We start from the raw sequence: 23,111 nt of genomic DNA, 5'->3' as shown, positions 1-23,111 counted from the left end.
ATCACCTGTTTTCCGTTTTCCATCGAGACCCGTCATGAAAAAAACACTGCTGCCCCTGTCCGCCCTGCTCGGCCTTCTGCTCTGCGACAGCGCCCTGGCCGCCACGCCGGTACCCGCGCCCGGTAAGGTGTTCAAGGACTGCAAGGACTGCCCGGAAATGGTCGTGCTGCCTGCGGGCACCTTCACCATGGGTGCGCCCGAAGAGGAACTGGGTCGTCAGCCGGACGAAGGTCCTCTGCACGACGTGACCTTCGCCAAACCCTTCGCCATCAGCCGTTTTCAGGTGCTGAGCGGCGAGTGGAACGCTTACATCAAGAGCTCCGGCTACAAAATGCCGGACGGCGATACCCGGCCGGGTCGCGAGTGCAAGGCCGGCACGCCGCGCTACCCGCTGAGCCCGCGTCAGCCTGCGGTGTGCATGGACTGGAACGAAGCCAAGGCGTATGTCGAATGGCTGTCGAAAAAGACCGGCAAGTCCTACCACATGGTCAGCGAAGCCCAGCGTGAATACGCGGCACGCGGCGGCAGCAAGGGCTCTTTCCCGTTTCCGATGGACGAAGGCAAGCCCTACAGCATCGCCAAACACGCCAACACCTACGGCCCGGAAGACGGTTTCAGCTACACAGCGCCCGCTGGCAGCTACAGCCCTAACGATTTCGGCATCTACGACGCCCACGGCAACGTCTACGAATGGACTGCCGATTGCGAGACCAGCAACTACAACGGCGCGCCCACCGATGGCAGCGCATGGCTGGCCGGTGATTGCACCTGGAAGATGATTCGCGGCAATGACTGGACCGAAGCGCCGATTTTCTCGCGCTCCGGCAACCGCAACAGCCGCCAGCCGGATGTACGGGGCGACTGGCTGGGTTTCCGGGTCGCCCGCGACCTCTGACGGACTTCATGCGCCCCCGGCCTGAACAAGCCCACGCCGCACTCACGGACACTGACGAGACACACCATGACCCGCACAACTGAAAGCCTCGCCCGGGAAACCCTGAGAATCCTCAAGCCGTTCTGGTGGCTGGTGGCGCTGTCGACCTTGCTGGGGATTGTCAGCGGCCTGAGCGTGACCGGCCTGCTGGCCACCATCAACAACGCGATGAACATGCCCGGCGGGCCGGACACGCAGACCGCGCTGCTGTTTGCCGGCCTGTGTGTGCTGACCCTGGCGTGTTCGACCCTGTCCAACCTGTCGACCAATTACGTCGGCCAGCGAGTCGTCGCCAACCTGCGCCGCGAGCTGGCGGCCAAGGTGCTGGTCGCGCCCATCGAGCAGCTGGAACGCTATCGCGCGCACCGCCTGATCCCAGTGCTGCTCAACGACGTTAACACCATCAGCACCTTTGCCCTGTCGGTCGCGCCGATGGTGATTTCGTTTACCGTCACCCTAGGCTGCCTGGCCTATCTGGCCGTGCTGTCCTGGCAGATTCTGGCGCTGACGGTGCTCACCGTGGTGCTCGGCACCGGCGCGCAATACCTGGCGCATGCGTTCGGCATGCGCAGCATTCTGGCCGCGCGCAACAGCGAAGACGAATTGCAGAAGCACTATCAGGCGCTATCCGCAGGCGCCAAGGAGCTGCGCATTCAGCGCAAACGTCGTCAGCACATGCTCGACGAAAAGATTCACGGTGCCACTGAACACATTTGCCGCTCGAACATTCGCGCTGCCAATATCTTCGTCAGCGCGGAAACCTTCGGCTCGATGCTGTTCTTCGCGGTGATCGGCATGGCCATCGCCTTTCAGGCGCTCTGGCCGACGACCGAAAAGACCGTACTGGGCGGCTTCGTGCTGGTGATGCTGTACATGAAAGGCCCGCTGGAACGCCTGATTACTGCCCTGCCCGGCATCAGCCGTGCGCAGATCGCCATGCGTCGCATCGCCGAGCTGTCGTGGAAATTCTCCAGCCCCGAACCGCACCTGCTGGTCAGTGACCGCCCGACGTCGCTGGCCAGCATGCACACGCTGGAACTGCACAACCTGCGCTATGACTACCCGCCGGTCGAGGGCAGCGATGCCTTCCACCTCGGCCCGGTCGATTTGAGCATCAAACAGGGCGACATCGTGTTCATCGTCGGCGAGAACGGCTGTGGCAAGACCACACTGATCAAGCTGCTGCTGGGCCTATACACGCCGCAACAGGGCGAGATCCGCCTCAATGGCCAGGCCGTCACTGCGGAAAAGCTGGATGACTACCGCCAGCTGTTCACCACGATTTTCGCCGACTACTACCTGTTCGACGAGCCGTTGCAGGGTCAGGCCGCGCTGCCGCAGGACGCGGGCAAATACCTGGAGCGCCTGGACATCGCGCACAAGGTCAGGATCGAGAACGGGGCCTTCACCACCACCGATCTGTCGACCGGTCAGCGCAAGCGTCTGGCGCTGATCAATGCGTGGCTGGACGAGCGTCAGGTGCTGGTGTTCGACGAGTGGGCCGCCGATCAGGACCCGGCGTTCCGTCGCGTGTTCTACACCGAGCTGCTGCCGGAACTGAAGCAACAGGGCAAGACCATCATCGTGATCTCCCATGACGACCGCTATTTCTACGTCGCCGACCAGCTGGTGCGGATGCAGACCGGGCAGATTCAGGTCGAACAGGTTCACAGCGAAACCCGTGACAAAACCATTCCGGCGTGATTCACCCACGCCTTGAACGCCCCGCCCGGCTCGTCCGCGAGCGGGGCTTTTTTTTGCCTGTGCACTCCGCGCTAAGCTCAATTACTAGCCAAGCGCCATCTTTCTTCGTGAATTGTGAAAAAAACATTAAATAAACGTTATTCGCTTTCGTTCTCATTAACAGCGAATTGCGCGCCCAGCCATCTCTCGCGCAACGCCCCATAAAAAAGTAGCTCACGCCTGCCCGGTCGACGGCTGGACCCGACTGCGCAGACCTGAACGACGCTCCCGATCTCCTTGCCGATACTCACTGGAAAGAGCCAATTCATGCACAACCCGTCACGACTCACCCCGCTCAGCAAAGCGTTGATGCTCAGTCAGATGTTCCGCTCCCGGCCATCCATGGCGGCCATGGGTCTTGCGCTGTGCATGCCGGTGGCCGGCCAGGCGCAGGAAACTGTCGCAGACGATTCGAACACGACGGGCACGGTCAATCTGGCCCCGACCGCAATCGACTCGCATTACCTGGGCACCAGCACCGACGGCACCGGTTCCTACACCACCGGCGCAGTGAGTATCGGCAAGGGCGCACCGCAATCGCTGCGCGAAACACCGCAATCGGTGAGCGTGGTGACTCGGCAAGTCATGGATGACAACAACCTCACCAGCCTCAGCGACGTGCTGGAAGACACTCCGGGTATCACCTTCCAGTACCGCAACTTCGGCGGTCACGTGTACACCTCACGCGGCTTCTCGTTGCTGGCGGAAAGCTTCCTGGTCGACGGCATTGGCGGTCAGGGCTATCAGATCACCGGCTGGATGCAGCCCGACATGGCGATCTACGACCGCGTGGAAGTGCTGCGCGGCGCGTCAGGGCTGCTGGTCGGTGCCGGTCAGCCCGGCGGTGCGGTCAATCTGGTGCGCAAACGCCCGACCGCCGAGAACAAATTTTCGATCACCACCCGCGCCGGCTCATGGGACCAGTACCGGGTCGACCTGGATGGCAGCGGCAAGCTCAACGATTCAGGCACCCTGCGCGGGCGCATGGTCGCGGCCTACGATGACAGCGGCTCCTACCTGGACGGTCGCGACAGCCGCACGCCGCTGCTGTACGGCATCGTCGAAGCCGACCTGAGCGATGACACCACCCTGACCATGAGCCTGCGTCGTCAGGAACAGGTCATCAACGGCTACTCGATCTATGGTCTGCCGCGCTACAGCAACGGCCAGTCGCTGGGCCTGTCGCGCTCGACCAACCTGGCGCAGAAGTGGAACCGCCATGAAAGCGACATGACCGAGGTGTTCACCGAAGTCGCGCATCGCTTCAATGAGGACTGGACCAGCCGGACGTCGCTGACCTATTCCCAGGGTGGCTTCGATCAGAACATTGCCTACGCACGGGGCGCAGTGAATCCCGTGACGCTGGCGGGCTCCAACTTTCAGGGCACGCTGTTTCGCAAGGACGAGGTCGACAGCGTCGGTCTGAACAGCCAGCTGGAAGGCAACTTCAACGCGTTCGGCCTTGAACATCAAGTGACCCTGGGGGCCGATTGGTCGAAGCAGGACGCCAACACACATCAGGCGACCGTGACCAGACGCACCGCAGTCAACGTTTTCGACGTCAACGAGAATGCGTTTGCCAAACCGGCCCGTCCCGCTTGGCAAAATGACATCGACACCACCGAAGAACGCGCGGGTCTGTACGCCAACACGCGCATTCACCTGAGCGAACCGTTGAGCGTGGTGCTGGGCACGCGCCTCAGCTGGTACGACTACAAGTACGACGTCAAAACCGGTGCGGCAAACAGTTACGAATCCAAGCAGACTCAGGAATTCACCCCGTTCGCCGGCCTGATCTATGACATCAACGACAGCTGGTCGTGGTACGCCAGCTATGCCGACATCTTCACGCCACAGGCCAACTACGTCACCGCTGGCGGCTCGCCACTGGACCCGGCCATCGGCTCCAACTACGAAACCGGCTTCAAGGGCGAGCTGTTCGACAAACGCATGAACCTGTCGATGGCGCTGTTCTATATCAAACAGAAAGATGTGGCTGCCGTTGATGTGAACACCACTGAACTGTGCCCTACCAGCTCCGACGGTTCCTGCTACCTGCAGGACGGCATCAGCCGCAGCAAGGGCGTCGACGTCGAGGCCAGCGGTGAAGTGCTGCCGGGGCTGCAAGTGTTCGGCGGTTACACCTACAACATGCTGCGCAACAACGGTGATTCGGATGTGGCTTACGAAACGCCGAAACACATGCTGCGCCTCAACACCAGCTACAACCTGCCAGGTGCCTGGAACCGCCTGACCCTGGGCGCTGGAGTGTCGGCGGATTCGGGTTACGAAGTGCCGTCCAACAAAGAACTGGGCGTGGCCGGTCGGGCCATCTGGGATGCCAGGGCGTCATGGAAACTGGACGAAAACTGGAAGGTGTCACTCAACGCCGAAAACCTGTTTGACCGCAAGTACTACACCACCTCGATCGCCACCGACCGCTCCAACGTCTACGGCGAACCGCGCAGCTACGTCCTGACCTTGCGGGGGGATTTCTGATCTAAGTAAACGATAGGCGTGATTCTAGCGCCTACGCTCTGCATTCAGCGTTATACACAAGCCCGCTTTTGATTCTGGCCGAAGGCCGTGGGAGCGAACTTGTTCGCGAAGACTGTAGTTCAGACGATGCATTTTTGGACAACATACTGGCCCATGAGCGTTTGAGCGAGCGGAACGCTAGGGGCCGGGACACTCAGCAAACATCTGCATACCACCAACTCCACCGCAAATGCATTATCCTTCGCCATTGATCTCAACGAGCCATCCCTCCCATGCAAACATCCTCCAGCCGTCTGCGCACAGGCCGCGTGAAAACGCTCGGCCTGCGTCTGGGCGGTGTGGGGTTGTTGCTGGTGTTGAGTGTTCAGGGACAGGCACTGGCAGAGGAATTCGAGTTCGATATCCCGGCCCAGACCCTGAGCAGTGCGCTAAAGGAATTGGGCCGCCAGTGCGATCTGCAAATCCTCTATAACCCCGACGACCTGAACGGCAAGCTCAGCAGCCCGGTGCATGGCAGGCTGACGCCCGAACAGGCAGTTGCCGACCTGCTGAAAAAAGCCAACGTAGCGCACAGTCTTGAAGACAACACCCTGACCCTTGGCGCTGCTGCCTCCGCACAAACCATGAATCTCGGGCCGGTGGCGATCAAGGGCGACTCGTTCGGCATCACCTCCGAGGGCAGCGGCTCGTATGCGGCCACTGGCGTGAGCATCAACAAGACCGCTCAGTCGCTGCGCGAAACGCCGCAGTCGATCACCGTCATGACCCGCCAGGTGATGGACGACAAAAACCTCACCGGCCTTGATGAAGTGATGGCCCAAACGCCCGGCATCACCTTTTCCCAACGTAACTTCGGCTCTCATGTCTTCAGTTCGAGGGGCTTCGCGCTGGAGGACGAGAGCTACATCATCGATGGCGTGGCCGGTCAGGGTTACAGCGTGACCGGCTGGATGACCCCGGACATGGAAATCTACGACCGCGTCGAGGTGTTGCGCGGCGCAGCCGGCTTGCTGATCGGCGCAGGCAACCCCGGTGGTGCGGTCAATCTGGTCCGCAAGCGCCCGACCGCCCTGCCGCAGCTGTCGATTACCACCCGCGCAGGCAGTTGGGACAACTACCGGGTCGACCTGGATGGCAGCAGCAAACTCAACGATTCCGGCAGCATCCGCGGGCGTTTCGTAACGTCCTATGAAGACCGCGGCTATTTCACCGATGGTCTGCAGAAAACCGCGCCGTTGCTCTACGGCATCCTGGAAACCGACCTGAGCAAAGACACCACCCTGACCCTGGGCGTGCGCCATCAGAACGCGGACACCCAAGGCTTTTCGATCTTCGGTCTACCTCGCTACAGCAACGGCAAGGCCATCGACCTGCCGCGCTCCACGTCGCTGGCCCAGAACTGGAACCGCCACCAGACCCGCACCGACGAAGTGTTCAGCGAGCTGGAAACCCGCTTTGATGAGAGCTGGAGCGGCACACTGTCGGCAACCCACTCCGATGGCGCTTTCGATCAGAAGGTGGCCTACGCACAGGGCGCTATTGATCCAGCGACGCAGAGCGGTTCCCGGCTGGTCCGAACCCTGTTCCGCTCGGACGATATCCATAGCAATGGCATCGACGCGCACCTGGACGGCCGGTTCGACGCCTTTGGCCTGACTCACCAGTTGACCGTCGGCGGCAACGGGTCCGAGCAGAAACGCGAGTCGCGCTATGCCACGGTCAACGCCAATCAGCCGCTGGCTATCTTCAACCCCGACCACGACGCGATTGCCGAACCTGCGCGCCCGGCCTGGAGCAGCACGGACTACAGCGACAAGCGCTATGGCGTCTACAGCAACCTGCGCCTGAGCCTGACAGAATCCTTGAGCCTGGTGATGGGTGGCCGGGTCAGCAGCTATGACTATCAGACCACGTCCGCAGGCGTAAACCGTCGCGCGCAGGAGGACAACCAGGTCACGCCGTTTGCGGGGGTCATCTACGACCTCAACCGGGACTGGTCGTGGTACGCCAGTTACACGGATATTTTTCTGCCGCAAAGCGCCTATCGAACCGCCTCAGGTACGCTGCTTGATCCGGCCATCGGTGCCAGCCATGAAACCGGAATCAAGGGCGAGCTGTTCGACAAACGCCTGAACGTGTCACTGGCGCTGTTCTATGTGAAGCAGAAGGACGTGGCCGTCGAAGATGATGCCAATGCGGGTCAGTGCCTGAGCAATGATGCCTATGGGACCTGCTACCTGAACGGTGATATTCGGCGCAGCAAGGGCATCGATATGGAAATCAGCGGCGAGCCGTTACCGGGATTGCAGACCCTGGCCGGCTACACGTTCAACATCACCCGCGGCAGCGACGGGCAATCGATTTCAGCAGAAACACCCCGGCATATGCTGCGCCTGACCAGCCGCTACACCCTGCCCGGCGCCTGGCGTCGGTTGACGGTCGGCGGCGGGGTTTCGGCGCAGAGCGGCTACTCGGAACACGAGTCGACCCAACCCATCGATAACGCTGGCAGGGCCATCTGGGATGCCCGGATCGCGTGGAAAATCGACGAACACTGGTCGGTGGCCCTCAACGGCAACAACCTGCTGGATCGCAAATACTACAAGGCCACCGGCGACATCGACCGCGGTAACTATTACGGCGACCCGCGCAACTACGTCCTGATCCTGCGCGGTGATTTTTAAGCGACGCTCGCGCCGCGCACTCAAGAGCGGACGCAGAGCGTCCAGAAAGGCATGCCCACGCTGGAGTGAACTGACCCCAAAAAGTCGGACGTTTGACTATCGTTCCCATGCTCCGCGTGGGAATACCGTTCGTGCCGCTCTGCGTCACACCAAGCGCTCGGCAAGCCCCTGCAGAAACGCTTCCGCGATCACCAGGTTGTCGTGTCGTTGATCGATTGTCGTCGAGCTGCGCAGTCCGTTGACCGAGCACTGTTCCAGCAGCACCGCTTCAGCCTTGGCAATCTGTCCCGGTTTGCGGCTTTGCCCTGCCCACCAGCAATCGGCCTGTACATTGAGGGTCTTCAAGGTAAACGCCTGGCTGAGTTTCGCGTTGGCTTCCAGCAACTTGTAACCGGTTTCGATTTCGTCCTGCACCGCGATGTCCTGGAACATGCTGCGCAGGCTGTCGACGTTCATTGCGTGTTGCAATGCGATCTGCTCGATCACCTGATCAATCACTTCACTCTCCCCGGTCACCGACTGCCGGGCTGTTTCGATCAGGTCGACAATGGTTTGCTCCTGCAAGCCCGGCACAAAGGCCTGCAGGCTCTTGATCAGGCTGCGGTAGTAGTTTTCGCCCTGCTGCTGCGTGGTGACGTGCGGGTCCTCTTCGACCCATTGCATGCCGACCGATGCCGGTAGCTGGGTGTCGACAAGCCCGAGAAAGCTCACCACCTCGCCAGCACGCTCCAGCACATGCGCGACCTCGACGGCCAGCGCGCCGCCCATCGACCAGCCCAGCAGGTTGTACGGCCCGTGCGGCTGGGTCATGCGGATCTGCTCGACATAGTAATCGACCATGTCCTGCCACGACGTATCGAACCAGCCCGGCACCACATAGGCCTTGTTGACCAACCCGTAAACCCTTCGGCTGTCGCTCAACCTGCCCGCCAGCGGGTAATACGAATAGGTGCCACCACCGCCCGGAGGCAGGCAGAACAGTGGCGTATGCGCCGAGCCACTGGCGTTCATGGCGATGACCGCCGATTTGACCCTGGCTTCATCGGCGCGCATGAAATCGGCCAGTTCGCCCAGGGTCTGCAGCAACAGCAAGTCATGCAGCTTGATGGAGATATCGAACGTCTCGCGAATCCTGCCCGCCAGTGAAACCGCCAGCAGCGAGTGCCCGCCCAGGGCGAAGAAGTTGTCATTGAGCCCGACCCGTTCGACGTGCAACACCTGCTCCCACAACGCAGCAAGGCGTTGCTCGAATGCGCTACGCGGCGCCACATAACCCTGCTGTGAACGGGCCACGTCCGGTTTCGGCAGAGCCCTGCGATCCAGCTTGCCATTGGCGGTCAGCGGCATCGAATCGATAAATACGAAGTAGCCCGGCACCATGTAATCCGGCACCTGAGCCTTGAGGTGGGCCTGCAGACGCTCGCGCAGAACGTCCGGCGCCTCAGCGGTAGCGGTCGGCACCAGATAAGCCACCAGTTGCTTGCCGGACGGCCCGTCGATGTCGATCACCGTGGCTTCGCGCACAGCGGCATGCTCATGCAGACGCGCTTCGATTTCGCCCAGTTCGATACGCAAGCCGCGAATTTTCACCTGATGGTCGATACGCCCGGCATAGTCGATAACGCCCGCGTCGCGGTAGCGCGCCAGATCGCCGGAACGGTACAGCCTGCCGCCGCCCTGTTCGTCGAACGGATCCGGCACGAAGCGCTCAGCCGTCAAGGCTGCTCGGTTGTGATAACCCCGCGCCAGACCGACGCCGCCCAGGTACAACTCCGCCGCCACGCCCTGTGCAGCAGGCAGCAGGCCGTCGTCGAGGATGTGGGTTTTCAGGTTGTCGATCGGCCGGCCGATCGGCACGCTGAGCACGTCGTCGGTGGTGCACGTCCAATGGGTCACGTCGATGGCCGCTTCGGTCGGGCCATACAGGTTGTACAAACCGGCCTGCGGCAAACGCTTGAGCACCTGAGCGGCCAGCTCGGCAGGCAGTGCTTCGCCGCTGCACACCACTCGGCGCAGCGTGTTGCAGCTTTCCACCTGAGGATGAGCCATGAACGCCTGCAGCATCGACGGCACGAAGTGCAGCGTCGTGACCTGATGCTCACGGATGGTCTGCACCAGCCGCTCGGGGTCGCGGTGATCGCCCGGCAGCGCCATGGCCAGACGTGCACCGGTCATCAGCGGCCAGAAGAATTCCCAGACCGACACGTCGAAACTGAACGGCGTCTTCTGCAGAACCGTGTCGCTGCCATCCAGCGCGTAAGCCTTCTGCATCCAGTGCAAGCGGTTGACCAAAGCACGATGGCTATTGCCCGCGCCCTTGGGTTTGCCGGTCGAACCCGAGGTGTAAATCACGTAAGCCAGATTCAATGGATGGCTGAGGTTGACCGGGCTGGCGGTGCTGTAACCCTCCAGCCAGTCGCCGTGCTGATCCAGACACAGGCTCTGCACCTGATGCGGAACCGGCAAGCGTTCCAATAGCGCCGTCTGAGTCAACAGCAAACCAATCCCGCTGTCCTGCATCATGTAGGCCAGACGATCCTCGGGGTAGTCCGGGTCCAGCGGCACGTAAGCGCCACCGGCCTTGATGATCGCCAGCAGACCGATCACCAGTTCCAGGCTGCGCTCGACGCAGATACCCACTAATACGTCCGGGCCGACGCCCGACTCACGCAGACGATGCGCAAGCTGATTGGCGCGGGCGTTGAGGTGTGCGTAGCTCAGTTGCTCAGCGGCGAAAATCAGCGCCGAAGCGTCCGGCGTGGCACGCACCTGGGCTTCGATCAGGCTGTGCAGGCAGTCCTCGCTGGGGAAGTCTGCAGCTGTGGCGTTCCACTCGCGCAGAACATGCTGCTGCTCGTTGTCGTTCAACAGCGCCAGTTCGCCAAGCGCCGCGTGCGCATCATGCGCCAGCGCCTGCAGGACCTGCTGAAAATGCGCCGACAACTGCGCCATGTGTTGCTCGCTGAACGCCTGACGGGCGTAACTGAAGCGCAACGACAGGGTTTCACCGAGATTGACCACCAGCGTCAGTGGATAATGCGTCTGCTCCTGCGTGTACAGACCACCGAACACCAGCCCCGGCGGCGCAGCTTGTTGCAGGGCTTCGGACACCGGGTAGTTTTCGAACACCAGAATGGTGTCGAACAGCGCCTCGCCAGCGCTGCGTGCCCAACGCTGAATCTCGTACAGCGGCGTGTGTTCATGCTCTCGCAGAGCGATATTCTGCGCCTGCACCTGTTGCACCCACTCCGCCACGCGCTGCTCGGCACGTGGGCTGGCGATCACCGGCAGGGTATTGATGAACAGCCCGAGCTGCTCCTCGACACCCGGCAGGTCCGCCGGACGCCCGGCCACGGTTGCGCCGAAGGTGACGCTGGACTGCCCCGTGTAGCGTTGCAGCACCAGCAGCCAGGCCGATTGCACCAGCGTGTTGAGGGTCACGCGCTGCTCGCGGGCAAACTCGCTCAGTTGACGGGTGTTCTCGGCGTCGATCGAGTGCAGGTAATCACCGTGCCCCTGCCCATTCTCAGGCGTCTTGAAGGCCTGCACCAGCCGCGTGGGCTCATCGAGTCTGGCCAGCTGATCGGTCCAGAAACGCTCGCTGAGACCAGCATCCTGGCGCTGCAACCATTCGATGTAGTCGCGATAGCGGCTGACCTGCCTCGGCAGTGTCTGGCCGCTATAACGCTGCAGCACTTCACCCAGCAGACGTGAGCTGCTCCAGCCATCCATGAGGATGTGATGGCTGGTGTAGATCAGTTGATGGCTCTGCTCGCCGGTGCGCAATACGGCCAGGCGCAGCAAAGGCCCCTGGGCCAGATCGAAACCTTGCTGGCGGTCGGCATCGGCCCATTGGTCGATCCAGCCGGACGACTGCCCCCGGGCATCCAGCTCGACAAAAGGCATGCGCACATCACGCAAGACCACTTGCAGCGCTGGCTGCAGATGGCTGATGAAAGCACTGCGCAGCACCTCATGGGCATCCAGCGTGGCCTGCCAGGCGGCGCGGAAACGCGGCACGTCCAGACCGCTGACCTCGATGCGCATCTGGTTGATGTAATGACCCGCCTCCTGCTCGAACAAGGTGTGGAACAGCATGCCCTGCTGCATCGGTGCCAGCGGGTAGAGGTCTTCGATCTGCCCGGCAGATATCGGCAAACGGCTCAACTGCGACTGGCTCAGGCGCGCCAGCGGAAAGTCCGACGGAGTCGCCCCAGCCACGCCTTCGGTGGTGCAATGGGCAATCAATTGTTGCAATTCGGTGGCGTACTCATCGGCCAGGCGCTGCACGGTCTCGCGCTCGAACACCGCGCCACTGAAGGTCCAGCTCAGGCGCAGCTCACCGGCATAGACCTGACCGTTGATGCTGATCGGCGCAGCCAGCGGCGCATCGGCACTCTGTGAGGCACCGCTGCTGTCGGCCGAAGGTGTGAACAGTGCCTCCGGTGCGTCGAAGCTGCCGTCGAACTGCCCCAGGTAATTGAATACGATGCTGCCCAGCGGCAGGGCTTGCAGGGTCTGCCGCGCCGATTCGCGGCCCAGGTAGCGCAACGCGCCGTAACCGATGCCCTTGTAGGGCACTGCGCGCAGTTGCTCCTTGATGGTCATGATCGAATCGGCCAGCGAGGCCTGCGGGGTGAGCCTGACCGGGTACACATTGCTGAACCAACCCACCGTGCGGCTCAGGTCCAGTGCGTCGAACAGGTCTTCGCGGCCGTGGCCTTCGAGACGAATCAACGCATGCGGTTGCGCGGTCCAGCGGCTGACCACCCGCGCCAGCGCGGTCAGCAGCAGGTCATTGATCTGCGTGCGGTAAGCCGCCGGGGCGTCCTGCAGCAGTTGCCGGGTCAGCTCGCTGTTCAATTGGGTGACCACCGACAGCGCGTGCTGCTGTTGCTGGCCGCCATGCGGATGATCACACGGCAAGGCATCGCTGACGTCCTGCAATTGCGCCTGCCAGTAGCCCAATTCCTGCTCCAGCGCCGGGCTTTGCGCGTAGGCCTGCAAGTGCTCGGCCCAGCTTTTCAGCGAGCTGGTTTTCGCCGGCAACAGCGCTGGCTGGCCTGCTGCGAGGGCGATGTACGCCTGTTGCAGGTCTTCCAGCAACACCCGCCATGACACGCCGTCCACCACAAGATGGTGAATCACCAGCAACAAGCGCTGTTCGCCTTGCGGCAGATTGATCAGCACGGCACGCAGCAACGGGCCGTTTTTCAGGTCCAGGCTGCGTTGCGCTTCATCGGCCAGCTCAGACAAACGCTCGATGCTGTCCAGCTCATGGGTCCAGAGCAGCTCGCGAGTATTCGGCGCGCCAAAGGTGGCAAGCCATTGGCCGTCCTGCTGGGTGAAACCCAGACGCAACGCGTCGTGCTGTTCGATCAACGCAGTCAATGCAGACTGAAGATAAGAGGCCTCCAGCGTTTGCAGAGTCTTGAGCATCAGCGCCTGATTCCAGTGCTGACGCTCGGGGATGTCCAGTTCGAAGAAACGTGCCTGAATCGGCAGCAACGGCAACGAACCGCTGATCTGCTCTGCCACAGCGGCGGGCTTTTTTTGAATCAGTTTCGCCACCGAAGCCAGTTGGCTAATGGTCTGCTTTTCGAACAATTGCTTGGGGCTGAGCCTGATGCCCTGACGCTTGGCGCGGGCGATGATCTGCAGGCTGAGAATCGAATCGCCGCCCAGTTCGAAGAAGTTGTCAGTGCTGCCCACTTGCTCCAGCTTGAGGACATCCGCCCACACGGCGGCGAGCTTTTCCTCGATCTCGCCGACTGGTGCGGTGTAACGCTGTTTGACTACGCCAGGTCTGGGCAAGGCGCGCTTGTCGAGCTTGCCATTGGCGGTCACTGGCAGACGCTCCAGGAGCATGATCTGCGCGGGCACCAGATACTCCGGAAGGCGAGCCACCAATTGCTCGCGCAGCTTGTCGACATTGAGGCTCGTGCCGGCCACCGCGACGCAATAGGCCACCAGTTGCAGGCGCGTCTCGTCACTGTCCAGCGGCTGGGCCAGCACCACGGCCTCGGCGACGTTGTCCAGGGTTTGCAGAAGCTGGCCGACCTCGCCCGGCTCAACCCGATAACCGCGGATTTTCACCTGATCGTCAGCACGGCCCAGGTATTCCAGCACGCCATCCACCCACCGCGCACGGTCGCCTGCACGGTACAGGCGCTGACCATTGGCGTCCGGATCCGGCACAAAGCGTTCGGCGGTCATTGCCGCACGGCCCAGATAACCCTGCGCCAGCCCGCGCCCGCCCAGATACAGTTCACCGGTCACCCGTTCGGCCACCGGGTTGAGGTAAGCGTCCAGCACCCGCGCCTTGCCGTTGGCCAGCGGCTGACCGACCGGCACACTGCGGCAGGCGTCTATAGGCCCCGCCACTTCGTGGGTCAGGATGCCGACCGTGGTCTCGGTCGGACCGTAGTGGTTGATGACCCGGCAGCCCGGTTTGAGCGCACGCACCTGCTCGATCAACGCCCAGGCGCTGGCCTCGCCGCCCAGAATCAGCACCTGCCCAGGCAGCACGTCCGCCGGGTTGGCGGCCTGCAGCAGGCCCTGCAAATGGCTGGGCACGATTTTCAGCACGTCAACCTGATGCTCGGCCATGTAACGCGCAAAACCGTCAGGGTCGAACGCCTGTTCGTGAGACAGCAGGTGCAGCGTCCGGCCGGACGCCAGCGCACCGAACAACAGCGTGTGCCCCAGGTCGGCAGCGACCGTCGACACCATCGCCATGCTCGCCCCGTCGTTCAGCGCCAGGCGCTCAAGCACGCCCTGCACATAGTTGGCCAGCGCGCCGTGGCTGATCACCACGCCCTTGGGCTGCCCGGTGGAGCCGGAGGTGTAGATGATGTACGCCGCTTGCCCGGGCAGCACCCGAACGTCCAGCGACTGGTTGTCGACAGCGGCCCAAAGCGCAGCATCGAACGCCAGCACCGGGCACACGCCCAACCGCGCGGCCTTGTCGTCTTCGGGCGCATGCACCAGCAGCACCGCGCCGCTGTCACGGACCAGTTGCTGCAGGCGCTCGGCCGGTTGCGCGCTGTCCAGCGGCAGGTACACCGCGCCCAGTTTCAGCAGCGCCAGCAGGCTGACCACCCATTCCACGGAGCGGTCCAGGCACAGCGCGACGGTCATGCCCGGCTTGATGTCCTGGGCGTGCAGGTAGCGGGCGAATTGGTTACTGCGTGTCTCAAGCTCGTCAAAGCTCAACACCTGCTGGCCCACACGCAACGCAGTCTTGCCACGCCCGGCACGCAGGCCCTGTTGCCAGAGGCTGAGAAAATCGGTGCAGGCAAAGTCCTGGGTTTGCTCGGCGACCAGCGACGATACCGCGTGTGGATGATCGGCCAGACGCCGGTCGGTGTCCGAAACCAGTGCGTGCAGCACGCTGCGCAACGCATCGGCGATACGCTCGATGGTCTGCGCTTCGAACAGGTCGGTGGCGTAGGTGAAATAACCGCGTATCCCGTCGGGCGTGTCGGTGAAGTCGAAGGCCAGGTCGAAACGCGCATCGCTGCTGCCCATCGGGAACTCATCGACCGTCAGGCCCGACACGCGCGGCCCGTTGTCATCGGCCGCCAGCACGTGCTGATTGATCTTGAACTGGAACAGCGGGTTGTGGCCCGGATTGCGCTCCGGCGCCAAGGCATCCACCAGATGCTCGAACGGCAGTTCCTGATGCGACTGCGCGCCCGTGACCACCTGCTTGACCTGATCCAGCAGCTCGGCAAAGCTCTGCCGCTCGTCCACCTGCACACGCAGCACCTGAGTGTTGATGAAAAAGCCGATCAGCCCTTCCAGCTCGCTGCGTGTGCGCCCGGCATTGGGTGCGCCGATGCGGAGGTCGGACTGTCCGCTGAAGCGCGACAGCACTACCGACAGTGCCGCCAGTGTCACCATGAACAGGGTCTGGCCGTTGTTGCGCGCCAGGCTTTTCAGTTGCGCGGAGAGTTGCTGCGGCAGGTCGACGTGCACACTCGCACCGCGATGGCTGGGTTGCAGCGGACGCGGATGATCCAGTGGCAGGCTCAGCAACGGATGTTCGCTGCCCAGTTGCTGTTTCCAGTAGTCCAACTGCCGCTCGCCCTCCCCGGCCTCCAGCCAGGCGCGTTGCCAGATCGCGTAGTCGGCGTACTGAATCGCCAGGGCGGGCAACGGCACTGGCTGCCCCGATACCTGCGCCTGATACAACTGCACGAACTCGCGAATCAGCACTTCGCCGGACCAGCCATCGGACACCACGTGATGCATGCACACGGTCAGTACGTGTTCGCTTTCACTCAACTGAAACAGCTTAGCCCGCAGCAGCGTCCCACTCAGCAGATCGAAGGGCTTTTGCAACTCGGCGCGCACCTGCTGCTCGATGTCTGCGGGCGCCACTGACGCGAACTCGAGGGCGACCGTGGCCTGCTCGAGAATCTCCTGATAGAACGCGCCGTCCTCTGAAACGAAGCGGGTACGCAGGGTTTCATGACGCTGCACCAGCAGGTCCAGCGCCGCGCTCAGGGCCTGCCGGTTCAATGCGCCATTCAGACGCACCGCCATGGGCACGTTGTAGGCCGCGTTGCCCGGCTCCATCTGCCAGAGGAACAGCATGCGCTGCTGCGCGTAGGACAGCGGAATACGCGCTGCGGCGTGTCGGGTCACGGCGATGGGCAGCAGTTTGAAGCTCTGTCCGGTCTCGTGCATCTTGGCGAGGATCTGCCGGCGCTGCTCGACGGGCAAGCCGACGAAACGCTGGGCGATACGCTCTGCTGCAGACTTGTCCATGTCAGATACCCGCCATTTCATTCATCATTTTTTCAATATCGGACAAGCCGTCCTCGGTCAGCGACAAGCCACTGTCGGCGAAGGCCTGAATAAATTCGTTCAATTGCGGTTTCTCGAAGATCAGGCGCAGCGGAATGTCGATTCCCAGGCCGGTGTGGATTCTGGAAATCAGCTGCGTCGCCAGCAGCGAGTGGCCACCGAGCTCGAAGAAATCGTCGCTCAGGCCGACACGCTCGACCTTCAGCACCTCGGCCCAGATCGCCGCCATCTGCTGTTCCTGCTCTGTGGACGGTGCGACGTACTGGCGCTGCAACTGGCTGGCGTCCGGTTTCGGCAGGGCCTTGCGATCGAGCTTGCCGTTGGCGCTCAGCGGCATCCTGTCGAGGATGATGAAGTGCTTGGGCACCATGTAATCCGGCAGCGACTCCTTGAGGAAGGCCTTGAGCGCATCACGCAACTGATCGTCGTGGTGCTCGACCACCAGATACGCCGCCAGCTGTTTGCCGGACGGGCCGTCAACGTCGATCACCACCGCCTCATGAACACTGTCGTGCTCCAGCAGGCAGGCTTCGATTTCGCCCAGTTCGATGCGCAAGCCGCGAATCTTCACTTGGTGGTCGATACGCCCTGCGTAGTCGATGACGCCCGCGTCGCGATAACGCGCCAGATCGCCGGTGCGGTACAGCCTGCCGCCGCCCTGTTCGTCGAACGGATCCGGCACGAAGCGCTCAGCCGTCAAGGCTGCTCGGTTGTGATAACCCCGCGCCAGACCGAAGCCGCCCAGGTACAACTCCGCCGCCACGCCTTGGGCGGCAGGCAACAGGCCGTCGTCGAGAATGTGGGTTTTCAGGTTATCGATCGGCCGGCCGATCGGCACGCTGAGCACGTCGTCGGTGGTGCACGTCCAATGCGTCACGTCGATGGCCGCTTCGGTGGGGCCATACAGGTTGTACAAACCGGCCTGCGGCAAGCGCTTGAGCACCTGAGCGGCCAGCTCGGCAGGCAGTGCTTCGCCGCTGCACACCACTCGGCGCAGCGTGTTGCAGCTTTCCACCTGAGGATGGGTCAGGAACGCCTGCAGCATCGACGGCACGAAGTGCAGGGTCGTGACCTGATGCTCACGGATGGTCTGCACCAGCCGCTCGGGGTCGCGGTGATCGCCCGGCAGCGCCATGGCCAGACGTGCGCCGGTCATTAGCGGCCAGAAGAACTCCCAGACCGACACGTCGAAACTGAACGGCGTCTTCTGCAGAACCGTATCGCTTTCATCAAGTCCGTAGGCCTTCTGCATCCAGTGCAGACGGTTGACCAAAGCACGATGGCTATTGCCCGCGCCCTTGGGTTTGCCGGTCGAACCCGAGGTGTAAATCACGTAAGCCAGATTCAATGGATGGCTGAGGTTGACCGGGTTGGCAGTGCTGTAACCTTCCAGCCAGTCGCCGTCCTGATCCAGACACAGACTGTGTACCTGCGCAGGAACTGGTAGGCGTTCCTGCAACGAAGCCTGGGTCAACAGCAAGCCAATCCCGCTGTCCTGCATCATGTAGGCCAGACGGTCCTCGGGGTAATCCGGGTCCAGCGGCACGTATGCGCCACCGGCCTTGATGATCGCCAGCAGGCCGATCACCAGTTGCAGGCTGCGCTCGACGCAGATCCCCACCAGCACGTCCGGACCGACGCCCGACTCACGCAGGCGATGCGCAAGCTGATTGGCGCGGGCGTTGAGTTGCGCGTAGCTCAGTTGCTCGGCGGCGAAAATCAGCGCCGGCGCGTCCGGCGTGGCACGTACCTGCGCTTCGATCAGGCTGTGCAGGCAGTCCTCGCTGGGGAAGTCTGCGGCTGTGGCGTTCCAGTCGTGGAGAATCTGCTGCCGTTCAGCCCTGTCGAGCATCGGCACTTCGGCGATGCGCTGTGCGGCATTGGCGCAGATGGCCTGCAACAAGGCCAGCCAGTGCCCGGCCATGCGCTCGATGGTGCGCAGGTCAAACAGCGCTGTCGCGTAGGTCAGGCCAGCGCTCAGGCCACCGTCATGTTCGGCAGTGTTCAGGGTCAGGTCGAACTGCGCCGGGTAACTGTCCGGCAGCAACGCTTCGACCTGCAGACCGGGCAACGCGCAGACGTCGGCGCTGGCCTGGCTCTGGTGATTGAACATCACCTGAAACAGCGGGCTGTGGCTGAGGCTGCGGTGTGGCTGCAGGGCTTCGACCAGTTGCTCGAATGGCAGCTCCTGATGCGCCTGGGCTTGCAGGGCGGTGTGTTTGACCTGCTGCAGCAACTCGTTGAACGTCGTATGCACGTCAAACTCGGCGCGCAGTACCTGCGTGTTGACGAAGAAGCCGATCAGGCCTTCGGTTTCAGCGCGGTTGCGGTTGGCAATCGGCACGCCGACACGAATGTCCGACTGACCGCTGTGACGGTGCAGCAGGCTCTGGAATGACGCCAGCAACAGCATGAACAGGGTCACGCCCTGTTGCCGCGCGACCTGCTTCAAGCCATCGATCAGCGCGGGCTCAAGCTCGACTGCCAGCCGCGCACCGGCATGGCTTTGCACCACGGGCCGCGGGTAATCGGCGGGCAGCTCCAGAATCGGCTGCTGATCGCCCAATTGCTGCTTCCAGTAATCCAGCTGCCGGGCCTGTTCGCCAGCCTCCATCCAGGTCCGCTGCCACAGTGCGTAGTCGGCGTATTGCAGGTCCAGCGCGGTCAGGCTCACCTCACGGCCCTGACTGTAGCCCTCGTAAAGGCGTACCAGTTCATCGACCATGATCGGCATCGACCAGCCATCGGAGACGATGTGATGCTGGGTCAGAATCAGCACATGCTCGTCGGTGTTCAGATTCAGCAAGCGGACCCGCAACAGCGGCCCTTGTTCCAGATCGAACGGGCGCTGCATTTCCTGCTGCACGCAAGCTTCAAGGCTCTGGCCGCTGGGCAGTGACTCGACAGACAGGGTCAAGGCACGTGGCGGATGGACGATCTGCAGCGCCTGTTCGCCCTGCTGACGGAAGGTCGTGCGCAGGGTTTCGTGGCGGGCGATCAGCGCGCTGAAACTGTGCTCCAGCGCAGCGATGTCCAGCGAACCGCGCAGGCGCAGGGCTGTGGGAATAATGTACGCGGTGTTCTCCGGGTCAAGCTGCCAGAGGAACCACTGACGCTGCTGCGCGTAGGACAGCCCCAACGGCTGCGTGCGGTCGGCCTTGATGAAGCGCGGCGCGTCGTTGCCCTGCCCTGCGCCCGCTGCCAGCGCTAAGGCCTCCAGATCACGCGTTTCGAACAAGTCGCGTAACGACAACTCGACGTCCAGTTGCTGACGAATGCGCGAAATCACCTGAGTGGCCAGCAGCGAATGCCCGCCCAGCTCGAAAAAGTTGTCGCTGCGCCCGACCCGCTCGACTTTCAACACATCGGCCCAGATCGCGGCCAGTTGCTGCTCCAGCTCGCCTTGCGGGGCGCTGTAGGTGGCCTGTAACTGACTGGCGTCCGGCGCAGGCAGCGCCTTGCGGTCCAGCTTGCCGTTGGCAGTCAGCGGCATGCTGTCGAGGACGATGAAATGGGTGGGCACCATGTAATCCGGCAGGTGCGCCCTGAGTTCGGCTTTCAGCGTTTCACGCAGCGTTTGCTGATCCTGATCGGACTGAGTCGGCACCAGATACGCCGCCAATTGCCCGTCCAGCGCCAGCACGCTCACTTCGCGTACGGCCGGGTGCGCTTGCAGCCGCGCTTCGATTTCCCCCAGTTCAATACGGAAGCCGCGAATTTTCACTTGGTGGTCGATACGCCCGGTGTATTCGATGATTCCGGCAGCGCGATAACGCGCCAGGTCGCCGGTGCGGTACAGGCGGCCGCCATCGCTGGAAAACGGATCGGGCACAAAGCGTTCGGCCGTCAGCGCGGCGCGGTTATGGTAGCCCCGCGCCAGACCGGCATGGCCGATGTGCAGCTCGCCGCTGCAACCTTGGGCGACCGGATTGAAATCGGCGTCCAGCACGTACCACGACAGGTCGGGAATCGCCTCGCCAATCGGACTGGCGGGGTTCTGCGTGTCAGCCAGCTTGATCGGTCGATAGCTCACATGCACGGTGGTTTCGGTGATGCCGTACATGTTGATCAGTTGCGGTGATTGATCGCCGAAACGCGCGAACCAAGGCTTCAGGCTCGCCACGTCCAGCGCCTCGCCGCCGAAGATGACTTTTTGTAGCGATAACGCCGACGTGGAATCACAGGCAACGCGCATCAATTGCTTGAACGCCGACGGCGTCTGGTTGAGCACCGTAACCTGCTGCTCGACCAGCAGCGCATGGAAATCTTCCGGCGAACGGGTCACTTCACGGGGCACGATGACCAGTCGGCCGCCATGCAGCAGCGCGCCGAAAATCTCCCACACCGAAAAGTCGAAGGCGAAGGAATGGAACAGCGTCCACACATCCTTTTCGCTGAATGTGAACCACTCATCCGTCCCGGCGAACAGGCGCATCAGGTTGTGATGGGCAAGCAAGGTGCCTTTGGGTTTGCCGGTCGAGCCCGAGGTGTAGATCACGTAGGCCAGGTTGTCCGGTGTGGTCTGATTGAGCGGGTTTTCCGTGCTGTAACCGTCCAGAGCGTCAGCCAGATCGAGCGTCTGCACCTGTGCAGGGATTGGCAGTTTGTCGAGCAGCGACGTCTGGGTCAGCAGCAGCTGGATACCGCTGTCGTGCATCAGAAAGCTCAGGCGATCCTGCGGATAATCCGCATCCAGCGGCACGTAAGCACCCCCGGCCTTGAGGATGGCCAGCAGGCCGACAATCATCTCCAGACCGCGCTCGGCAACCAGCCCGACGCGCACATCCGGGCCAATCCCCTGTTCGCGCAGTTTATGGGCAAGCTGATTGGCGCGGCGGTTGAGCTGTTGATAGCTCAGTTGCTCGACACCAAAGCTCAGAGCGATGGCCAGCGGCGTGCGCTCGGCCTGGGTTTCGATACGTTGATGGGCACAATAAGCGCTTGGATAAACCGCGAGATCGCGGTTCCAGTCACGCAGAGTGTTCTGGCGTTCCTCGGCACTCAGCAATGGCAGGTCAGCGATACGCTGATTGACGTCGAGGCACATGCCGTTGAGCAGGTTGCTCCAGTGCCCGGCCATGCGCTCGATGGTCGATGTGTCGAACAGGTCGGTGGCGTAGGTCAGTGCGGCTGTAAGGCCGTCCGGGCGTTCGCAGGTGTCGAGGGTCAAGTCGAACTGCGCGGTGTGCTTGTCGGACACCTGATATTCCAGACGCAGCCCTGCCAGCTCACGGCTCTGGTTGTGCCCTTCGCTCTGGTGGTTGTAGGCCACCTGAAACAGCGGGCTGCGGCTCAGGTCGCGCTGCGGCTGCAAGGCTTCGACCAGTTGTTCGAACGGCAGGTCCTGATGGGCCTGCGCCTGCACGGCAGTGTGTTTGACCTGCTGCAACAGCTCGGCCACGGTGGTCTGCGTGGTGAATTCGGCCTTGAGCACCTGAGTATTGACGAAGAAGCCGATCAGCCCCTGGGTTTCGCTGCGGGTACGGTTGGCGACCGGCACGCCGACGCGTATATCGGCCTGACCGCTGTAGCGGTGCAGCAGGGTCTGCAACGAGGCCAGCAACAGCATGAACAGCGTGATGCCCTGTTGACGCGCCAGCACCTTGAGGCCGTCGAGCAGTGCGGCGTCCAGCTCGACGTCAAGTCGCGCACCTTGGTAACTGCGCAGCGCAGGACGCGGCCGATCAGTGGGCAATTCCAGAATCGGCTGTTGCTCGCCCAGTTGCTGTTTCCAGTACGCCAGCTGGCGTTCCTGTTCACCCATTTCCAGCCAGTTGCGCTGCCAGAGGGCGTAGTCGGCGTACTGGATCGGCAGCGGCGCCAGTGTGGTCTCGCGACCGAGGCTGGCGGCCTGATAGAACTGCATCAACTCCTCGACCATGATCGGCATCGACCAGCCATCGGAGATGATGTGGTGCTGGGTCAACACCAGTACATGCTCCTGCCCGCTCAGCTTGAGCACGTTGACCCGCAGCAGTGGCCCTTGCAGCAGATCGAAAGGCTGCTGCACGTGCCGATCCACCCACGCTTCAACGGACTCGCCAGCCGCCAGTTGCTCGACACCGAGCGCAAACGGCGACGCCGGATGCACCACCTGCAGCGCTTCATCGCCCTGCTGTTCGAAGGTCGTGCGCAGGGTTTCGTGACGCTCGATCAGTTGCTCCACGCTGCGTCGCAGTGCCTCGACATTCAGCGCACCGTGCAGGCGCAGCGCCAGCGGAATGTTGTAGGCCGCGCTGTGCGGCTCCAGTTGCCAGATGATCCATTGCCGCTGCTGCGCGTAGGAGAGCGCGGACGGTGCCTGCGTCTCCCTCACGGCAATCGGCGTGACCCCGTAGAGATTCACCCCTTGACGCTTGAGCAGCACCGCCAGCGCCTTGCGTTCACGGGCGGACAGCGATTTAACGGAGTCAAGCAACTGTTGCACTGGGGTCTCT

At 62.5% G+C, this 23,111-nt stretch carries 6 protein-coding genes; 4 read left to right on the top strand and 2 right to left on the bottom strand.

Annotated elements, in window-relative coordinates; genetic code table 11:
• The first annotated feature begins 34 nt into the window (after window positions 1-34).
• The 4 genes from pvdO (at window position 35) to V476_RS20945 (ending at window position 7,860) form a co-directional block, all read left to right on the top strand.
• On the top strand, window positions 35-895 hold the full coding sequence (gene pvdO, locus V476_RS20960; protein WP_024664125.1) for a dihydropyoverdine dehydrogenase: 861 nt from the start codon (window positions 35-37) through the stop codon (window positions 893-895).
• 66 nt (window positions 896-961) lie between these two features.
• Window positions 962-2,638 (top strand): cyclic peptide export ABC transporter, encoded by a 1,677-nt coding sequence (locus V476_RS20955; protein ID WP_024960454.1) that lies wholly within the window; start codon window positions 962-964, stop codon window positions 2,636-2,638.
• A 306-nt stretch (window positions 2,639-2,944) separates the two neighbouring features.
• Window positions 2,945-5,176, top strand: a complete 2,232-nt coding sequence (locus V476_RS20950) for a TonB-dependent siderophore receptor (RefSeq protein WP_017279768.1) — start codon at window positions 2,945-2,947, stop codon at window positions 5,174-5,176.
• A 272-nt stretch (window positions 5,177-5,448) separates the two neighbouring features.
• On the top strand, window positions 5,449-7,860 hold the full coding sequence (locus tag V476_RS20945) for a TonB-dependent siderophore receptor (RefSeq protein WP_024960453.1): 2,412 nt from the start codon (window positions 5,449-5,451) through the stop codon (window positions 7,858-7,860).
• A gap of 144 nt (window positions 7,861-8,004) precedes the next feature.
• On the opposite strand, the gene V476_RS20940 is transcribed toward V476_RS20945, so the two are convergent.
• A complete protein-coding gene (locus tag V476_RS20940; protein ID WP_024960452.1) occupies window positions 8,005-16,635 on the bottom strand; it encodes an amino acid adenylation domain-containing protein in 8,631 nt (2,876 codons plus the stop codon).
• A 1-nt stretch (window position 16,636) separates the two neighbouring features.
• Window positions 16,637-23,101 carry a non-ribosomal peptide synthetase gene (locus V476_RS20935; RefSeq protein WP_024960451.1) on the bottom strand — a complete coding sequence of 2,155 codons (6,465 nt, stop codon included), beginning with the start codon at window positions 23,099-23,101 and terminating at the stop codon, window positions 16,637-16,639.
• Window positions 23,102-23,111: the final 10 nt, after the last annotated feature.

Source organism: Pseudomonas syringae KCTC 12500 (assembly GCF_000507185.2).
Lineage (GTDB): Bacteria > Pseudomonadota > Gammaproteobacteria > Pseudomonadales > Pseudomonadaceae > Aquipseudomonas > Aquipseudomonas syringae.
The sequence above is the reverse complement of the archived record's forward strand: the minus strand, read 5'-3'. Positions and strand labels throughout refer to the sequence as shown.